Origin of the sequence: Amycolatopsis thermophila (genome assembly GCF_030814215.1) — a bacterium.
Taxonomy (GTDB): domain Bacteria; phylum Actinomycetota; class Actinomycetes; order Mycobacteriales; family Pseudonocardiaceae; genus Amycolatopsis_E; species Amycolatopsis_E thermophila.
In genome coordinates this window covers 854,082-872,237 of record NZ_JAUSUT010000001.1, presented here as the reverse complement: position 1 = coordinate 872,237, position 18,156 = coordinate 854,082, and the positions used below count along the sequence as shown (strand labels likewise).

Annotated in this window: 17 protein-coding genes; 12 read left to right on the top strand and 5 right to left on the bottom strand. The window is 71.8% G+C overall.

What is annotated here, in order from left to right:
* Nucleotides 1-164: 164 nt before the first annotated feature.
* Together FB470_RS04330 and FB470_RS04325 are read right to left on the bottom strand one after the other, a co-directional pair.
* Nucleotides 165-329: a hypothetical protein gene (locus tag FB470_RS04330; protein WP_306988923.1), complete on the bottom strand. Its 165-nt coding sequence runs from the start codon at nt 327-329 to the stop codon at nt 165-167.
* Between the two features lie 71 nt (nt 330-400).
* Complete coding sequence (locus FB470_RS04325) at nt 401-1,243, bottom strand: DegV family protein (RefSeq protein ID WP_306988921.1); 843 nt, start codon at nt 1,241-1,243, stop codon at nt 401-403.
* A 214-nt stretch (nt 1,244-1,457) separates the two neighbouring features.
* Between FB470_RS04325 and FB470_RS04320 the strand changes: the two genes are divergently transcribed.
* The 9 genes from FB470_RS04320 (at nt 1,458) to FB470_RS04280 (ending at nt 11,222) form a co-directional block, all read left to right on the top strand.
* Nucleotides 1,458-2,243, top strand: a complete 786-nt coding sequence (locus FB470_RS04320) for an electron transfer flavoprotein subunit beta/FixA family protein (protein WP_306988920.1) — start codon at nt 1,458-1,460, stop codon at nt 2,241-2,243.
* 18 nt (nt 2,244-2,261) lie between these two features.
* Complete coding sequence (locus FB470_RS04315; protein ID WP_306988918.1) at nt 2,262-3,218, top strand: electron transfer flavoprotein subunit alpha/FixB family protein; 957 nt, start codon at nt 2,262-2,264, stop codon at nt 3,216-3,218.
* Nucleotides 3,219-3,493: 275 nt separating this feature from the next.
* Nucleotides 3,494-4,273 carry a GNAT family N-acetyltransferase gene (locus FB470_RS04310; protein WP_306988916.1) on the top strand — a complete coding sequence of 260 codons (780 nt, stop codon included), beginning with the start codon at nt 3,494-3,496 and terminating at the stop codon, nt 4,271-4,273.
* Nucleotides 4,270-5,130: a lysophospholipid acyltransferase family protein gene (locus tag FB470_RS04305; RefSeq protein WP_306988914.1), complete on the top strand. Its 861-nt coding sequence runs from the start codon at nt 4,270-4,272 to the stop codon at nt 5,128-5,130. The genes FB470_RS04310 and FB470_RS04305 overlap by 4 nt, the downstream gene beginning before the upstream one ends.
* Nucleotides 5,131-5,173: 43 nt before the next feature.
* Complete coding sequence (locus tag FB470_RS04300; RefSeq protein WP_306988912.1) at nt 5,174-6,526, top strand: MFS transporter; 1,353 nt, start codon at nt 5,174-5,176, stop codon at nt 6,524-6,526.
* Between the two features lie 27 nt (nt 6,527-6,553).
* A complete protein-coding gene (locus tag FB470_RS04295; protein ID WP_306988910.1) occupies nt 6,554-7,750 on the top strand; it encodes a cysteine desulfurase family protein in 1,197 nt (398 codons plus the stop codon).
* Nucleotides 7,750-8,838 carry a tRNA 2-thiouridine(34) synthase MnmA gene (mnmA, locus tag FB470_RS04290; protein ID WP_306988908.1) on the top strand — a complete coding sequence of 363 codons (1,089 nt, stop codon included), beginning with the start codon at nt 7,750-7,752 and terminating at the stop codon, nt 8,836-8,838. Before FB470_RS04295 ends, mnmA begins: the two co-directional genes overlap by 1 nt.
* A 74-nt stretch (nt 8,839-8,912) precedes the next feature.
* Nucleotides 8,913-9,293, top strand: a complete 381-nt coding sequence (locus FB470_RS04285) for an STAS domain-containing protein (RefSeq protein ID WP_306988907.1) — start codon at nt 8,913-8,915, stop codon at nt 9,291-9,293.
* 57 nt (nt 9,294-9,350) lie between these two features.
* On the top strand, nt 9,351-11,222 hold the full coding sequence (locus FB470_RS04280; protein ID WP_306988906.1) for a CheR family methyltransferase: 1,872 nt from the start codon (nt 9,351-9,353) through the stop codon (nt 11,220-11,222).
* Here the strand turns inward: FB470_RS04280 and FB470_RS04275 are convergent.
* Nucleotides 11,212-11,976: an ATP-binding protein gene (locus FB470_RS04275; RefSeq protein WP_306988904.1), complete on the bottom strand. Its 765-nt coding sequence runs from the start codon at nt 11,974-11,976 to the stop codon at nt 11,212-11,214. The genes FB470_RS04280 and FB470_RS04275 overlap by 11 nt on opposite strands.
* An 89-nt stretch (nt 11,977-12,065) precedes the next feature.
* Complete coding sequence (locus FB470_RS04270) at nt 12,066-12,644, bottom strand: TetR/AcrR family transcriptional regulator (protein ID WP_306988902.1); 579 nt, start codon at nt 12,642-12,644, stop codon at nt 12,066-12,068.
* A gap of 83 nt (nt 12,645-12,727) precedes the next feature.
* On the opposite strand from FB470_RS04270, the gene FB470_RS04265 reads away from it, so the two are divergent.
* Together FB470_RS04265 and FB470_RS04260 are read left to right on the top strand one after the other, a co-directional pair.
* On the top strand, nt 12,728-14,461 hold the full coding sequence (locus FB470_RS04265; RefSeq protein WP_306988901.1) for an ABC transporter ATP-binding protein: 1,734 nt from the start codon (nt 12,728-12,730) through the stop codon (nt 14,459-14,461).
* 83 nt (nt 14,462-14,544) lie between these two features.
* The gene (locus tag FB470_RS04260) at nt 14,545-16,386 is read left to right on the top strand and encodes an ABC transporter ATP-binding protein (protein WP_306999051.1); all 1,842 of its coding nucleotides are present in this window, start codon (nt 14,545-14,547) and stop codon (nt 16,384-16,386) included.
* A gap of 30 nt (nt 16,387-16,416) precedes the next feature.
* Here the strand turns inward: FB470_RS04260 and FB470_RS04255 are convergent, their stop codons facing one another.
* A complete protein-coding gene (locus tag FB470_RS04255) occupies nt 16,417-17,301 on the bottom strand; it encodes an NmrA family NAD(P)-binding protein (RefSeq protein ID WP_306988899.1) in 885 nt (294 codons plus the stop codon).
* A 72-nt stretch (nt 17,302-17,373) separates the two neighbouring features.
* Here FB470_RS04255 and FB470_RS04250 point away from each other — a divergent pair, with 72 nt between their 5' ends.
* Nucleotides 17,374-17,997, top strand: coding sequence for a TetR/AcrR family transcriptional regulator (locus FB470_RS04250; protein ID WP_306988897.1), 624 nt, complete (start codon nt 17,374-17,376; stop codon nt 17,995-17,997).
* Nucleotides 17,998-18,156: the final 159 nt, after the last annotated feature.

The window sequence follows — 18,156 nt, the reverse complement described above, 5'->3', positions numbered from 1 at the left end:
CGCGCCGTCCGGCGGAAACAGTCCAACAGCCGGCGCCGGCGGTGCCCTGAAACCGAGCGACGGTGTGGGTGAGGTGTGGCGCCGGATCAGGGCCGGGTGGCGTTCGGCAGCCGGGCGACAGCCGAGCGCGGGCCGGGCCCGCGGACACCTCGGCCCGCCGGACATCAGTACCCGCGGCGTCCGTTCACGCGGGCCTTCAGCTTCGCCACCGCGGATTTGGCCTGAGCGCGCCGGCGCGGGTCGCCGGCGAACTCTTTCGCCTGCTGGATGGCCCGTCGGCCCTGCGGGGTGCTGGCGAATCGGGCGAGTTTGTGCAACAGCGAAGCCATGTCCGTCCTCCGGGGCGGTATGCCGGGTTCGTCCCCCTGTCAACGGACAGGTCACCCCGCCGGTTCCACCCCTATCCGGGCGAGACCGTGATGCTCAGCGCGCCCGGCCCGACGTGCGCGCCGATCACCGTGCTCGCCTCGACGATGCTCAGCTCCCGCACGTTGGCGACCCGCTCGCGCAGTTGCTGCACCAGGCTCAGCTCGCGGTCGGTGGGGCGGAAGCACGAGATCGCCAGGTCCGTCGGCAGCCGGCCGGCCCGCTGTGCGGCCAGGTCGACGAGCTTCGCCAGGGCGCGACGGCTGCCGGCGGCGCGCGCCAGCGGGGCCACTTCGCCATCGCGGACGGTGAGCAGTGGCTTGATCGACAACGCCGTCCCGAGCAGCGCGGCGGCGCCACCGATCCGGCCACCCCGGCGCAGGTACTCCAGCGTGTCGACGTAGATCAGCTCGCTGCTGGTCGCGAAGCGCCGTTGCGCCGCTTCGATCACGCGTTCCGGCGAACCGCCCGCCGCGGCGGCACGGGCGGCGGACAGCACCGCGAACCCGAGGCTCATCCCGGTCGTCCCGCTGTCCACGGTGTACACCGGGACCTGCACCTGCCGCGCGGCCTCCTGCGCGGCCTGCAGGGTGGCCGACATGCGCTGCGAGATGTGCAGGCTGACGATCGCGGTCGCCCCGGCGCTCACCGCGTCCTGGTAGGTCCAGAAGAACGCGCCGGGGTCCGGCGGGTTCGTGGTGACGCGTTCACCCGCGCTCAGCGCGGCGACGAGATCCCCTCTGTCGAACCGGTTCTCCTCGTCCACGTGGTCCCCGACCTGCAGCTGGAGCTGGATCACGGCGACGCCCCACTGCTTGCGCAGCTGCTCGGGCAGGGAAGCGGTCGAATCGGTCACGACGGCGACGTGGTTGGACACGGGAAGTGAGGTTAGACCGAAGGCACCAACGGGTGTAACCACATCCGGTCAACCCTCCACTGGGAGTAGTCTGAGCGGGAGCGGGAGAAAGCTGAACGATCGTCCCGGTAATTCGGGATTCCGGGTGAATGGCGTCACCTCGGGGCGCCACGACAGCGAAATCTCCCTACGCTACCGACCAGTAGAGCTGGTTCAGGGAGGTCGAAGGGGACCAATGACGAACATCGTTGTCCTGGTCAAGCAGGTACCGGACACCTATTCGGAGCGCAAGCTCTCCGACGGTGACCACACGCTCGACCGCGAATCCGCCGACGCCGTTCTCGACGAGATCAACGAGAAGGCCGTCGAAGAAGCGCTGAAGATCAAGGAAGCCGGCGAGGGTGAGGTCACCGTGATCTCGGTGGGCCCGGACCGCGCGACCGACGCCATCCGCAAGGCCCTGTCCATGGGCGCGGACAAGGCCATCCACGTCTCGGACGAGGCCCTGCACGGTTCCGACGCCGTGGCCACCGCGAAGGTGCTCGCCGCCGCCGTCGGCAAGGTCGAGGGCGTCGACCTGGTCATCGCCGGCAACGAGGCCTCCGACGGCCGTGCCGGTGCCGTGCCCGCGATGCTGGCCGAGCTGCTGGGCCTGCCGCAGCTGACCCAGGTGCGGTCGCTGACCGTCGAGGGCGGCACCGTCAAGGCCGACCGGGAGACCGACGACGGCCTGACCCACCTCGAGGCGAACCTGCCGGCGCTGGTGAGCGTCACCGAGAAGATCAACGAGCCGCGCTACCCGTCCTTCAAGGGCATCATGGCCGCGAAGAAGAAGCCGGTGGAGACCCTCACGATCGCCGACCTCGGCGTCGACGCGGGTGCGGTCGGCCTCGGCAGCGCGCTGTCCACTGTGGTCGAAGCGGCCCCGAAGCCCCCGCGCACCGCGGGTGAGCGCGTCGAGGACGAGGGTGACGGCGGCAGCAAGATCGCCGAGTACCTGGTCGGCCAGAAGATCATCTGAGGCAGGAGCAACGGAGCAATGGCTGAAGTTCTGGTTCTCGTCGACCACCTCAACGGCGAGCTGAAGAAGACCACGTTCGAGGCCCTGACCGCCGCCCGCGAGCTGGGCGAGCCGTCGGCCGTCGTCGTCGGCGCCCCGGGCACCGCGGGCAAGTTCAAGGAGCAGCTGGGTGCCTACGGTGCCCAGAAGGTCTACGTGGCCGAGTCCGAGGACGCCGCGAACTACCTGGTGACTCCCAAGGTCGACGCGCTGGCCAAGCTCGTCGAGCAGGCCTCCCCGGCGGCGGTGATCGTCACCGCGTCCGCCGAGGGCAAGGAGGTCGCCGGCCGTCTCGCGATCCGCGTCGGCGGCGGCCTGCTCTACGACGCCGTGGGCGTCAACTCCGACGGCACCGTGGAGCAGTCCATCTTCGGTGGCGCGTACTCGGTGAAGTCCAAGGCCCAGGGCCTGCCGATCATCTCGGTGCGCCCGGGTGCGGTCGAGGCGTCGCAGGCCGAGGGCGCGGCGGCCGAGGAGGCCGTCGAACTGCCCGCGGTGGACGCCGCGAAGTCCGCGAAGATCACCGGTGTCGAGCCGGTCGTCGGCGGTGACCGCCCCGAGCTGACCGAGGCCACGATCGTGGTCTCCGGTGGCCGCGGTGTCGGTTCGGCCGAGAAGTTCGAGGTCGTGGAGAAGCTGGCCGACTCGCTCGGCGCGGCCGTCGGCGCCTCGCGTGCCGCGGTCGACTCGGGCTACTACCCGGCGCAGTTCCAGGTGGGCCAGACCGGTAAGACGGTCTCGCCGCAGCTGTACGTCGCGCTGGGCATCTCCGGTGCGATCCAGCACCGCGCCGGCATGCAGACCTCGAAGACGATCGTCGCGGTCAACAAGGACCCCGAGGCGCCGATCTTCGAGATCGCCGACTTCGGCGTGGTGGGCGACCTGTTCAACGTCGCGCCGCAGCTGACCGAAGAGGTCACCAAGCGCAAGAGCTGACGCTCGCCCTCACCACGACGGGCCACCGCTGGGACTCCCCGGCGGTGGCCCGTCGCTTCGAGTGCTCGGCGAGCTCGCCCAGCAGGGCCGCCCGCCGCCCAGCCGCCGCACCGAGCGCCACCAGGATCGGACACCAGCTGCCCGACATCACGCTCACTTCCGGTCGGACGCGGTTGCTGAGAGAACCCTGAGAACCCCGGGTTCATCCAACGTGCACGAGGTGGTCACGCGATGAACCTCCTGGCGGTTTCCTTCCCGCCGGTACACCTACAGGCATGACGCGGTCCCAGTTGCTCGTCAGCACCGACAACCAGGACGGCCAGCTGCCCGAGGGCGCTGCCCGCTACTCGCTCCTGGTCGCCTACGACAACGAGGAAGTCGTTGCGGCCCAGCGACTTCGCTACCAGGTGTTCGCCGAGGAGATGGGTGCCAGGCTGCACTCCGCGCCCGGCCTGGACGCCGACCGGTTCGACGAGTTCTGCGACCACCTCGTGGTCCGCGACGACAACACCGGCGAGATCGTCGGCACCTACCGGATGCTGCCGCCCGGCCGCGCGGCCGCCGCCGGCGGGCTGTACTCCGAAACCGAGTTCGACCTGACCAACCTGGCCGGGCTGCGCGGGTCCCTGGTCGAGACCGGCCGGTCCTGCGTGCACCCCGACCACCGCACCGGCGCCGTGGTGAGCCTGGTGTGGGCCGGGATCGGGCGGTACATGCTGCTGTCCGGGCACCGCTACCTCGGCGGGTGCGCGTCGGTCCCGCTGACCGACGGCGGCGCGTACGCGGCCGGGGTGTGGGACGTCATCCGCGCCAAGCACTACGCGCCCGAATCGCAGCGCGTCACGCCGCTGAACCCGTGGGGGGACGCGGACATCGCCCGTCCGTCCCGGTCGATGCTGCCGCCGCTGATCAAGGGCTACACGCGGCTCGGCGCGAAGGTCTGCGGCCCGCCCGCGCACGACCCGGACTTCGCCGTCGCCGACTTCTTCACCCTGCTCGACCTGCAGCACGTCGACGAGCGGTACCTGAAGTTCTTCCTCGGGAACCAGGCGTGAGCCACCCCTGGATGCCGGCCTCGCCGTGCGGCGACGGGTGCCTGACCGCCGGTGCGCCGGTGGTCGGGCGGGTGCGCCGCGCCGTGCGGTTCGCCGGCGCCGTTTCGGTGGTGCTGCTGGCGTTCGGGGTGGTGCCGGCGCTGTTCGTGCGGCGGTTCCGGGACCCGCTGGCGCGCCTGGTGTTCCGCGGCGTGCTGCGCGCGTTCGGGGTGCGGCTGGTGGTGCGCGGCGAACCGCTCGACGGCGGCGGGCGTGGCGCGCTGGTGGTGAACAACCACATCTCGTGGCTGGACATCGTGGCGGTCAACGCGGTGCGGCCGATGCGCGCGCTGGCCAAGAAGGAGATCGCGGGCTGGCCGGTGCTCGGCCCGCTCGTGGCCCGCGGCGGGAGCATCTTCCTGGACCGGGAACGGTTGTCGACGCTGCCGTCCACGGTCGCCGACCTGGCCGCGGCCCTGCGCGGGGGTTCTCTGGTGAACGTGACGCCGGAGGGCACGACCTGGTGCGGCCTGGCGTCCGGCCGGTTCCGCCCGGCGACCTTCCAGGCGGCGATCGACGCCGGTGTGCCGGTGCGGCCACTGGCGTTGCGCTACCGCATGGCCGGTGGACGCGAGACCACCCAGCCGGCGTTCATCGGGCCCGAGCCGCTGATCGACTCCCTGCGGCGGGTCGCGGCGCTGCGCGGCTTGGTGCTCGAGGTGACCGTGTGCGGGGAGATCGCGCCCGGTCGCGCCGCGGACCGGCGGGAGCTGGCCGCGATGGCGGAGGCCGCGGTGCAGGCGGCACTGGGCAACGTGACGGTGCCCGCCCAGCGGCGGCGGCGGGCTGCCGAACCAGCGGGCCTGCAACGCGCGTGATCGGCTTGACCTCCACCGCGCTGGAGGTGTCAGCCTGAACACCATGATCGTCGCGAGCGGGCCGCGTGGGGTGCTGTGGACGGCGGAGCACCGGACGACCACCGTGGCCAGCCTGCTCGTCGTCACCCTCATCGCGTTCGAGAACATGGGTGTGGCCACCGCGATGCCCACCATGGTCGCGCAGCTGGCGGGACAGCGTCTCTACTCCTGGCCGTTCACGGCGTTCCTCGTCGCGAGCGTCGTCGCCACCGTGCTGTCCGGGCGGGTCTGCGACCGGCGCGGCCCGGCGGCACCCATGCTCGCCGGGCCGGCCCTGTTCCTCGCCGGGTTGCTCGTCGCCGGCACCGCTGGGGACATGGCGCTCCTGCTCGCCGGGCGAGTGCTCCAGGGGCTCGGCTCGGGCACGGTCCTCGTCGCCGTGTCGCTCCTGATCGCGCTCGTCTACACCGACCGGGAGCGGCCCGTGATGTACGCGGCCAACGCCGCGGCCTGGGTGCTGCCCGCCGTGGTGGGGCCGACCGTCGCCGGGCTGGTCACCGAGCACCTCGGCTGGCGGTGGGTGTTCCTCGGCCTCGCCCCGCTCGCGGTCACCGGCCTCCTGATGCTCGTCCCGGTCGCCCGCCGCCTCACCCACGTTCCCGGAGAACACCGGAAACGCGCCGGCGTCGTCGTCGCCCTCGGGGCCGCGTTCGGGGTCGCCGCCCTGACCTGGGCCGCCCAGCACCCCAGCCCCGCCGCGCTCGGCTACGGCGCCGCCGGTCTCGTGGCACTGGCCCTCGCGGTCCGCCGCCTCGTCCCGCCCGGCACGGTCACCGCCCGGCCCGGCCTGCCCACGGTCGTCGCCTCCCGGGCTCTGCTCGGCGGCGCCTTCGCCGGGATGGAGGCGTACCTGCCGCTGGCCATGACCACCGTGCACGGCTACAGCCCGGCGATGGCCGGCCTCCCGCTGACCGCGACCGCCCTGACCTGGTCGGCCGCCTCCGCCGTCCAGGGCCGCCGCCCGGACTGGCCCCGCGAGACCCTCCTGCGCGCGGGCTTCGGCATGGTCGCCGTCAGCGTGCTGCTGTTCGGGTTCGTCGCGCAGCCCTGGTTCCCCGGCTGGCTCGCGTTCGCCGCGTGCCTGCTCGGCGGGGCCGGCATGGGCATCGCCTACCCGTCGATCTCCCTGCTGTTGCTGCGGTTCTCCCCCGAGCACGAGCGCGGGTTCAACACCTCCGCCATGCAGCTGGGCGACTGGGTCTCCTCGGCACTGACCGTCGGTTTCGGCGGGGTCCTGCTCGGTCTGCTCGCCTCGGCGCGAGAGCCCGCGCCCGCCCTCGGTGTGCTCGCGCTCACCCTGGCCGCGCTCGCCGTGGTGGGCGTCGTCATCACCCGGCGGTGGCCCACGCGCGAGTGATACCGCACGGTCTACTCTGGTAGTGCGATGACCTATCTCGACCACGCGGCGACCACCCCGATGTCGCCGTCCGCCATTGCGGCGATGAGCGAGGCGCTGTCCACGGTGGGCAACGCCTCCTCGCTGCATTCCTCCGGCCGCCGCGCGCGGCGCGCCGTCGAGGAGGCGCGCGAGGTCATCGGCGAGGCCCTGGGCGCCCGCCCGTCCGAGGTGATCTTCACCGCGGGCGGCACGGAAAGCGACAACCTCGCCGTCAAGGGCATCTTCTGGGCGCGTCAGGGCGCCGACCCGCATCGCCGCCGCGTGCTGGCCGGCGCGGTCGAGCACCACGCGGTCCTGGACGCCGTGCAGTGGCTGGCCGACCACGCGCAGGCCGAGGTCACCTGGCTTGACGTCGACGAGCACGGCCGGGTGCTGCCCGAAACGCTGCGCAAGGCCATCGAGAGCGACCCGTCGGACGTGGCGCTGGCCACGGTCATGTGGGCGAACAACGAGGTCGGCACCATCAACCCGATGGCCGAGCTCGCCGGGATCTGCGCCGAGCACGGGATCCCGCTGCACACCGATGCCGTCCAGGCGGCCGGTGCCGTCCCGGTCGACTTCGCCGGCAGCGGCGTCAGCGCGCTGACCCTGACCGGGCACAAGCTCGGCGGCCCGTACGGCGTCGGCGCCCTCCTGCTGTCGCGCGACACCCAGTGCGTGCCGCTGTTGCACGGCGGCGGGCAGGAGCGCGACGTCCGCTCGGGCACGCTCGACGTACCGGCGATCCGCGCGTTCGCGACGGCGGTCGAGGAGGCGGTGCGCGAGCAGCCCGCCTACGCCGAGCGCGTGAGCCGGCTGCGCGACGCCCTCATCGAAGCCGTGCGGCGCGAGGTGCCCGACGTCGTCCTCAACGGCATGCCCTCCGGCGACGGACGGCTGCCCGGCATCGCGCACCTGACCTTCCCCGGCTGCGCGGGCGACAGCCTGCTGATGCTGCTGGACGCCAAGGGCATCGAGTGCTCGACCGGTTCGGCCTGCACCGCCGGTGTCGCGCAGCCCAGTCACGTGCTGCTGGCGATGGGCGCCGACGCCGCGTCGGCCCGCGGCTCGCTGCGGTTCTCGCTCGGCCACACGTCCACACAGGACGATGTGGACGCGGTGGCGCGCGAGATCGGTGGCGTGGTGGCGCGGGCCCGGCAGGCGGGCCTGTCCGGGATGCGCAAGAACAAGCAGGAGGTGTGATGCGGGTACTGGCCGCGATGAGCGGGGGAGTGGACTCGGCCGTGGCGGCGGCCCGCGCGGTGGAGGCCGGTCACGACGTGGTCGGCGTGCACCTGGCGCTGTCGGCCAAGCCCGGCACGCTGCGCACCGGTTCGCGCGGGTGCTGCACGATCGAGGACTCGCACGACGCGCGCCGGGCCGCGGACATCCTCGGCATCCCGTTCTACGTCTGGGACTTCGCCGAGCGGTTCACCGAGGAGGTCATCGAGACCTTCGTCGGCGAGTACGCCGCGGGCCGCACCCCCAACCCGTGCGTGACCTGCAACGAGAAGATCAAGTTCGAGGCGCTGCTGGACAAGGCGATGGCGCTGGGTTTCGACGCCGTCGCCACCGGGCACTACGCCCGCCTGTCCGTTGTGGACGGTGTGCCGGAGCTGCGCCGCGCCGTCGACCCGGACAAGGACCAGTCCTACGTCCTGGCCTCGCTCACGCCCGAGCAGCTGCGCCACTCGATGTTCCCGGTCGGCGACACGCGCAAGCCGGACATCCGTGCGGAAGCCGAACGCCGCGGGCTCGCGGTGGCCCGCAAGCCGGACAGCCACGACATCTGCTTCATCCCGGACGGGGACACCAAGAAGTTCCTGGAGAAGCGCCTCGGGCAGCGGCCCGGTGACCTGGTGGACGCCGAGACCGGCGCGGTGCTCGGCCGCCACACCGGCGTGCACGGCTTCACCATCGGGCAGCGCAAGGGCCTGGGCATCGACCGGTCCGTGCTGGACGGCAAGCCGCGGTACGTGCTGGCCCTGGAGCCGGTGTCCGGCACGGTGAAGGTCGGCTCGGCCGAGTCGCTGACCGTCCGCGAGATCCGCGCCGGCCGCCCGGTGTGGCCGGCCGCTCCGCTGGACGGCCCGACCGAGTGCGTGGTCCAGGTGCGGGCGCACGGCGGGGTCGCCGACGCCGTCGCCGAGGTGGACGGCGACGAGGTGCGGATCCAGCTGCGCGACCCGCTGACCGGCGTCGCGCCCGGCCAGGTCGTCGTGCTGTACCGGCCGGACGCCGGCGGCGACGTCGTCCTGGGCAGCGCGAAGATCGCGGCGACCGCGGCCTGACCCCTCGATCCGGTGGTGTTCGCGGGTGCACGGCACCGCGCGCCGGGGCTAGAATCGTGATCCGGTTCCGGCCGGTGACACAACCACGCGCCGAGGGGGCGAGTCCGGTGTCCGACGAGCGGTGTGGCCCGCTCACCGAGCGGTTGCTCGATCTGACCGTCGAGCGGCGACGGGGGACGCCCGTGGTCAGCGCGGCCGGCGAAATCGACCTCTCCACGGCGCCCCGGCTGGCGCGGGTGCTCGGCGAGCAGGCCGGCCCGGTCGTGCTCGACCTCACCGGCGTCGAGTTCCTCAGCGCGGCGGGGGTGCAGGTGCTGCTCGACGTGCGCGGGCGCGGCCGAGACCTCCGTGTCGTGCTGCCGCGGAGCTGCCTGGCGCACCGGGTCCTGGAACTGACCGGGGTGGAGGAGGCCGTGGCGCGGTACGACACCGTGGCGGACGCCGTCGGTTCGTGATCCGCCGGCCGGCCGGGAACGGGCTACGGTCGGCACGTGGGCGGGCAACCTTTCGACGTGTCCGGCAGGGGCCGCGACGCGAGCGATCAGACCGGGCCGGAGACGGACGAGGGTTTCCAGGCGATCCTCGGCCACCTCGAGCAGACCCGCGGGTTGGACTTCACCGCCTACCAGCGGAGCAGCCTGATGCGCCGCGTCGCGCGCCGGATGAGGGTGGTGGGCTGCTCGGGCTACGGCGACTACCTGGACCACCTGCAGGCCGACAGCGACGAGGTCCGCGCGCTGTTCAACACGATCCTGATCAACGTCACGAACTTCTTCCGTGACGCGGACGCCTGGGCCTTCCTGCGGTCCGAGATCATCCCGATGCTCCTCGCCGAGCGCGGGCCGGACGACCAGATCCGCGTCTGGAGCGCGGGGTGCGCGTCCGGGGAGGAGGCCTACAGCGTGGCGATCGCGCTGGCGGAGGCGCTGGGCGCCGAGCAGTTCCGGCGGCGCGTGAAGATCTACGCCACCGACGTCGACGAGGAGGCGCTCGCCCAGGCGCGCCAGGCCGTCTACACCGCGAAGGACGTCCAGGAGCTGCCCGCGGACTACGTCGCCCGCTACTTCGACCAGACCGGCGGCCGGTACGTGTTCCGCGACGACCTGCGCCGCTCCGTGATCTTCGGGCGCAACGACCTGGTCCAGGACGCCCCCATCGCACGCATCGACCTGCTCGTCTGCCGCAACACGCTGATGTACTTCACCGCCGAGGCGCAGCGGAACATCCTGCGCAAGCTGCACTTCGCGCTCGTGCCGCGCGGGGTGCTGTTCACGGGCAAGGCCGAGATGCTGCTGTCGCACAGCCGGATCTTCGAGCCGGTCGACCTGCGGTTCCGGATCTTCCGCAGGCGCGCCGCCGGCCTGAGCGGGACGCCGTCGCGGCGCCGCGCCCTCATGTCCGGACCCCAGCCCGCGGTCGGCCGGCTCGACGAGCTGCGGGCCCTGGCGTTCGCGTCGAACCCGGTCGCGCAGGTCGTCCTCACCGTCGACGACGTGGTCGCGTTGGTCAACCGGCAGGCGCAGCAGCTGTTCGGCCTGACCGACCGCGACGTGGGGCGGCCGCTGAGGGACCTCGAGATCTCCCACCGGCCCGTCGAGCTGCGCAGCTACCTCGAGCAGGTGCGCGGCGAGCGGCGCGCGGTGCGGGCGAAGGGCGTCGACTGGCAGCGGGGGCCGGGTGAGGTGCTCGTGCTCGAACTGCACATCAGCCCGCTGATCACCCCCGCCGGCGAACTGGCCGGCATCTCGGTGCTCTTCCACGACATCACCACCAGCCACCGGCTGCTCGCCGAGCTGGCGACCGCCAGGCGGCAGCAGGAGAACGCTCACCAGGAGCTGCGGTCCACCACCGAGGAGCGGGAGACCGCGAACGAGGAGCTCCAGTCCACGGTCGAGGAGCTGGAGACCACGAACGAGGAACTGCAGTCCACGGTCGAGGAACTGGTAAGCACCAACGGCGAGCTGCAGACGAGGAACGACACGCTCCGGGACCGCACGAGCGCGCTCGACGACGTCAACGAGTTCCTGGAGTCGCTCCTGACCTCGCTGCGGGCGGGGGTGGTGGTCGTGGACCGGCGGATGCGGGTGGTCGCGTGGAACGCGGGCGCCGAGGACCTGTGGGGGCTGCCGCGCGCCGAGGCCGAGGGCGAGCACCTGCTCGACCTCGACATCGGCCTGCCGGTCGCCGACCTGTGCCCGGTGGTGCGCCCGGCGCTGGCCGACCCCGCCTACTACGAGCGCATCACCCTCGACGCGGTGGACTGCCGTGGCCGGACCATCGCCCTCGCCGTCGCCTGCGGTGCGATGCGGAACCGGCGCGGCGAGCCGGCCGGTGCGATCCTGGTGATGGAGACGCGGGACGGGGCGGGCGCGCTCATACCGTGAACGGGCTGAGCTTGCGGGGAGCCAGGTTGAGGACCGCCCACACCACCTTGCCGCCGCCGGGGTACGGCGAGCACCCCCAGGCCTGGGACAACGCGGCGATCACCTGGAGGCCGTAGCCCTCCAGCCGGCCACCCGGCCGCTGCCGCAGGACCGCGGGCTGCGGGTTGGCGTCCCGGACGGCGACCGTGAGGAACCCGGGCCGCAGCTCCAGCCGGAGCTCGAGCGGGGTGCCGCCGTGGCTGATCGCGTTCTCGACGAGCTCGGTGGCCACGCCCAGCGCGTCCTCCCTGCGGTAGCCGACGCTCCACTCCCGGCAGATCTCCTGCACGAACAGCCGGGCGGCGTGCGAGCTGGACGACAGCGGCGGGAACTCGGCGGTGGCGCGGCGGCGCTGCGGTGGGTCCCGGACCGTGCCGAGCGCGTCGTCCAGGGTCGCGAACGTGGGCACGAACCGCGGGACCGCGGTCGAATCGATGAGGTGGCGCTGCTGCTCGTCGCCCGCGACCAGCAGCAGCGGGACCGACGGCCACTCGGAGATCCGCATCCACACGGCGGAGAAGACGGTGAGCGCGGGCGCGCTGGTCACCTCGAGGCGGTCGACCCGGGCGACGAGCGCGTCCGGCTGGTCGATGGCCAGTTTGATCAGGCTGTCCCGCAGGTGCCCGTACGTGCACGTGTCGAGGCGACCCGCCAGGTCGACGATGGTGCACCCGGCCACGTCCTGCCGGCGGACCGTCAGCTGAGCGGTGCTCATCGATGACACCGCCTCCAACGAATTCGAAACGGATCCCGGTCGCCGGTGTGGTACCCAGCCGGGTCCGGGAGCATTCCTGCCGGACCTCCTCAGTCTGCCAAGCCGCGCAGGAGGGGGAGGAAAACGTCGTCGATGATCTGGGTAATCGTTTTCTCCGTGATTTCGCGGTGGTAGAAGGTGGCCTCGACCCGGATCAGGTCCAGCGGGAGGCGCGCGGCCCGCGGCGTCAGCTCCACCGGCGGGATCTCACCGCGCCGCACCGCGCGGTCCACGAGCGTCTCGATGACGGGCCGGCGCGTCGTGGTGGCGATCTGCTTGCGCAGCAGGGCGAAGACCTCCGGGTCGCGGAAGGTTTCGGTCATCAGGCCGGCCAGGACGTCGCGGGGGGTGTCGTCGAAGCGGTTGACCACGCGCTGGAGCAGGGCGAGCAGGTCCGACCGGAGGCTGCCGGTGTCGGGCACGTCGCCCTCCCTGGGCACCCGCCGCCGCCACGCGGCGAGGACCAGTTCCGGTCGACCGGGCCAGCGCCGGTAGATGACCGGTTTGCTGGTGCCGGCCCGCGCGGCCACCGATTCCATGGTCAGCTTCGCGTACCCGACCTCGACCAGCTCGGCCCAGGCCGCCTCCAGGATCGCGGACTCGAGTTCCTCACCGTGTCGCCGCGGCACCGGAGTGGCCTCCCCTAAAAAACGTTGCGTTTCTTATCGGGCTAGTCTACATAGTAGATACCGACCGTTTCCTAGGGGGAATCGTGCTCATCCGGGTGTTGCGGACGTTCCTGCGTCCGTACTGGCGCGCGCTGACGGGCGTGATGGTGCTCCAGCTCGTCGGCACCGTCGCGTCGCTCTACCTGCCGAGCCTCAACGCCGACATCATCGATCACGGCGTCGCCACCGGCGACACCGGTTACATCTTCTCGACCGGCGGCTGGATGCTGGCCGTCACGCTGGTGCAGATCGCCTGCTCGATCGCCGCGGTCTACTTCGGCGCGCGCAGCGCGGCCGGGTTCGGGCGCGACGTCCGGGGGGCCGTTTTCCACCGCGTGGGCGGGTTCTCCGCACGCGAGGTCGCGCACTTCGGCGCGCCGTCGCTGATCACCCGCACCACCAACGACGTGCAGCAGGTGCAGATGATCGTGGTCATGGGGGCCACGATCCTGGTCACCGCGCCGATCATGTGCGTCGGCGGCATCGTGCTGGCGCTGCGGCAGGACGTGGGGCTGTCCTGGCTGCTGCTGGTCGCGGTGCCGGTGCTGCTGGCGGTGATCGGGCTGATCGTGTCGCGCATGGTGCCGCAGTTCCGGCGCATGCAGGTCCTGCTCGACCGGGTCAACCGGGTGCTGCGCGAACAGCTGTCCGGCATCCGCGTGGTGCGGGCGTTCGTGCGCGAGCGGGACGAGGTCCGCCGCTTCGCCGTCGCCAACGACGACCTGACGGTCACCGCGCTGCGCGTCGGACGGCTGCAGGCGCTGATCTTCCCGTCGGTGATGCTGGTGCTCAACGCCTCCAGCGTCGCCGTGCTGTGGTTCGGCGCCCACCGCGTGGGGTCGGGGGAGATGCAGATCGGGGCGCTGACGGCGTTCCTGAGCTACCTGGTGCAGATCCTGATGTCGGTCACGATGGCGACCTTCATCGCCACGATGATCCCGCGCGCCTCGGTGTGCGCGGAGCGGATCGCCGAGGTCCTCGACACCGAGCCCTCGGTCGTGCCGCCCCTGCGCCCGGTGCGGGAGACGACCGAGCACGGCGCGGTCGAGTTCCGGGGTGCGGAGTTCCGGTACCCCGGTGCGGCGGAGCCGGTGCTGCGGGACATCACGTTCCGCGCCGAGGCGGGCAAGACCACCGCGATCATCGGCAGCACGGGCGCGGGCAAGACCACGTTGCTCTCGCTGGTGCCGCGGCTCGTCGACGCGACGGCCGGGCGGGTGCTGGTCGACGGCGTCGACGTGTGCGACCTCGACCCGGACGTGCTGTGGAACCGCATCGGCCTGGTGCCCCAGCGGCCGTACCTGTTCACCGGCACCGTCGCGAGCAACCTGCGCTACGGCAACCCGGACGCCACCGACGAGGAACTGTGGGAGGCGCTGGAGATCGCGCAGGCGCGCGATTTCGTGTCGGAGATGCCCGGCGGCCTGGAAGCGCCGATCGCGCAGGGCGGCACGAACGTATCCGGCGGCCAGCGGCAGCGGATCGCCATCGCCCGTGCCCTGGTGCGCAAGCCGGAGGTCTACCTGTTCGACGACTCGTTCTCCGCGCTGGACCTGGCCACCGACGCGCGCCTGCGGGCCGCGCTGGCGCCGCACACCGCCCGGGCCGCGGTGATCGTCGTCGCGCAACGGGTGTCCACGATCGTGCAAGCCGACCAGATCGTGGTGCTGGAGAACGGGGAGATCGTCGGCCTGGGCAGGCACCACGAGCTGCTGCGCGACTGCCCGACCTACCAGGAGATCGTGGAGTCCCAGATGACGGCGGAGGAAGCGGCGTGACCAGACCAGGTGGTTTCCCCGGCGCGCCGGCCGGTGCGCCCGGCCAGAAGCCGAAAAGCTTCGGGGCCTCCGCGCGCCGGCTGATGGGACGGCTGCGGCCGGAACGCGTCACGCTCGTGTTCGTCGTCGCGCTCGGCGTGGCCAGTGTCGCCTTGTCCGTGGTGGGGCCGAAGATCCTCGGGCACGCGACGGACATCATCTTCGGCGGTTTCATCTCCGCCCGCCTGCCCGCGGGCCTGACCCAGGAGCAGGCCGTCGCCACGGCCCGGGCCGAGGGCAACAACAACCTCGCGGACATGCTGGCGCGCATGGACCTCACCCCGGGTGCGGGGATCGACTTCGGCGCGCTGGGCACGGTCCTGATGTGGGTGCTGGTGTTGTACGTGGCCGCGTCGGTGTTCCAGTGGCTGCAGGGCTACCTCCTCAACGGGGCCGTGCAGCGCGTGGTGTTCCGGCTGCGCGAGGACGTCGAGGCGAAGCTGCACCGGTTGCCGTTGCGCTACTTCGACGGGCAGCCGCGCGGTGAACTGTTGTCCCGCGTCACCAACGACATCGACAACATCTCCCTGACCCTGCAGCAGACTCTGAGCCAGCTGCTCACCTCGCTGCTGACGCTCGTCGGTGTGCTGGTGATGATGTTCGTCGTGTCGCCGCTGCTGGCGGTGATCGCGTTGCTGGTGGTGCCGGTGTCGATCGTGCTGACCGGAGCGATCGGGAAGCGCTCGCAGAAGCTGTTCGTGGCGCAGTGGAAGCACACCGGTTCGCTCAACGCGCACATCGAGGAGGCGTTCACCGGGCACGAGCTGGTGAAGGTGTTCGGCAGGCAGCGGGAGGTCGAGCAGGAGTTCGGGCGCCGCAACGAAAACCTCTACCAGGCCGCGATGGGCGCGCAGTTCGTCTCCGGGATCATCATGCCGGCGATGATGTTCCTGTCGAACCTCAGCTACGTGGTGCTCGCCGTCATCGGCGGGCTGCGCGTGGCGACGGGGACGATGTCGCTCGGCGACGTGCAGGCGTTCCTGCAGTACTCGCGGCAGTTCACCCAGCCGCTGACGCAGGCCGCGTCGATGGCGAACCTGATGCAGTCCGGTGTCGCCTCGGCGGAGCGGGTGTTCGAGCTGCTCGACGCGGGGGAGCAGGAGCCGGACACCGCTTCGCCGCGGCTGCCCCGGGAGCGCCGCGGGCGGGTCGAGTTCGAGCACGTCCGGTTCTCCTACGACCCGGCGACACCGCTGATCGAGGACCTGTCGCTGGTCGCGGAGCCGGGCCAGACGGTGGCGATCGTGGGCCCGACCGGGGCGGGCAAGACCACCCTGGTGAACCTGATCATGCGGTTCTACGAACTGGACGCCGGGCGCATCACGCTCGACGGTGTGGACATCACCGCGATGACCCGTGACGAGCTGCGCGGTCAGACCGGCATGGTGCTGCAGGACACCTGGCTGTTCAACGGCACCATCCGGGACAACATCGCCTACGGCCGGCCGGCGGCGAGCGCCGAGCAGGTCGAGGCGGCCGCGCGGGCCACCTTCGTCGACCGGTTCGTGCGCAGCCTGCCCGACGGCTACGACACGGTGATCGACGACGAGGGCACGAACCTCAGCGCGGGGGAGAAGCAGCTGATCACGATCGCCAGGGCGTTCCTGGCCGATCCGTCGTTGCTGATCCTCGACGAGGCCACCAGCTCGGTGGACACGCGCACGGAAGCGCTGCTCCAGCAGGCGATGTCGGCGCTGCGGACCGACCGGACGAGCTTCGTCATCGCGCACCGCCTGTCCACGATCCGCGACGCCGACCTCATCCTGGTGATGGAGTCGGGGCGGATCGTGGAGCAGGGCACGCACGACGAGCTGATCACCGCGGGCGGGGCGTACCACCGGCTGTACTCGGCGCAGTTCCGCAGCCCGGTGGAGGCCGCGACCTGACCGTGGGGGCCGGTGCCGGCGAGGACACGGTCAGGCCGCCTCGACCGCCGGCTTGAGGACGTCCTCGCACCACCGGCGGAACGTGGTCGGCGTGTCGATCGCGTGCCGCGGCGCCCGGGTCACGCCGTCGTCCAGGCCCTTGTCCTTCGCGATCGCCATGTCGAGCATCGACTGGGCCATGGCCTCGGACAGACCGGCGCCGATGAGCTGCTCCTTGAACGCCGCGCCCGGAACCTGCCCGTACCGCACGGGGAAGCCGAGCACGTCGGACATGATGGCGGTCACGTCGTTCCCGGACAGGTTCTCGGGTCCGAGCAGCGGGACCTCCTCCTGCCCGGTCCAGGTGTCGTCGAGCAGCAGGCGCGCGGCGACGGCCGCGATGTCGCGCCTGGCGACCATCGGCTGGACGTGGTCGGGGGAGACGGCGTCGAACAGCATGCCCCGCTCCTTGATGCCCCGGACCTGCCGGAGCACGTTGTCCATGAACGTGGCCGCGGCCAGCGCGCGGAAGGGCACTCCGGTGCCGGCGATCAGGTCGTCCATCGCCAGCGAGCCTGTCACGTGCCCGGCGTGACCGGCCAGCGGTGTGCCGCGGCCCAGCGCGGTGATGCCGACGACGCGCTGCCCGGTCAGCGCTTCCACCGCCGGGCGGCTGAACTCGCGGTAGGCCTCGACGGGGCCCGCGGCGCGCCGGTCGGCTGGTACCAGCCAGAACACGGCGTCGGCGCCGTCGAAGGCGCGTGCGACGACGTCCGGATCGCCGTGCGACCCTGGGACGACCTCGACCCGGTCGCGCACCTCGGCGGGCAGTCCGGCCGGATCGCGCACGACGACGCGAACCGGCCGTCCCGCGGCGAGCACGTGGTCGAGGACCTGGCGTCCGATGTGTCCGGTGGGGGTGGTGACGACGATCATGACGTTCCTCTTCGGGTCGTCCGGAGTAAGTAAACTCGACCGTACCGTTTACTTTTTGAGGGTGCAAGAACGATGAGCCGAGCTGGTGCGTCGCAGAGGCGTGGCGAAGAACTGCGGCGCCACATCCTGTTCGAGGCCAAGGAGGTGTTCCTCGAGACCGGCTACGAACGGGCGTCGATGGACACGGTCGCGGCGCGGGCCGGCACGTCCAAGCGCTCGCTGTACGCGCACTTCGAGAGCAAGGACAAGCTGTTCCTCGCGGTGCTGGACCTGGCGCGCGAGCTGCACCTGGACACCCTCAAGACCCCGGACGCCTACGCCGAGGACCCGGCGGAGGCGGTGGCGCTCTACTGCGGGCGATTCCTGCAGCTCATGCTGTGGGACCGGCAGCTCGCGACGTGCCGGCTGAGCATCACCGCGGCGGAGCGGCTGCCCGGCAGCGCGCGCGCCTACTTCGACGCCGCGTTCGTCGGCCCACGCGAGCGGCTGGCCGCGCACCTGGCCGGGCACTTCGGGATGGACGGCCCGCGCAGCACGTCGGCCGCCCAGGACCTGATCGACCGCACCGTGCTACCGCGGCTGTTCCGCACGCTCTTCGCCGCCGAGGAGCCGTTCCCGGACAAACCCGCGGAGGAGACGCTGGCGGAGGACGTCGACCTGGACGCCATCCGCCGCGTGGTCTCGGCAGTGCTCTAGGTGATGTCCTGCAATTGATCGAGCTGGGGGTTCTGGTTTGATCTCGGGTCGGGGTGAGGTGACGGACCGCGCATCACCGGCAGGTGCGCAACGCGATTCTGTGGAAGCTGCGAACGGGGCGGTGGAAGACCGCGCACGGGCGGTTGCGGTTGTGCACCG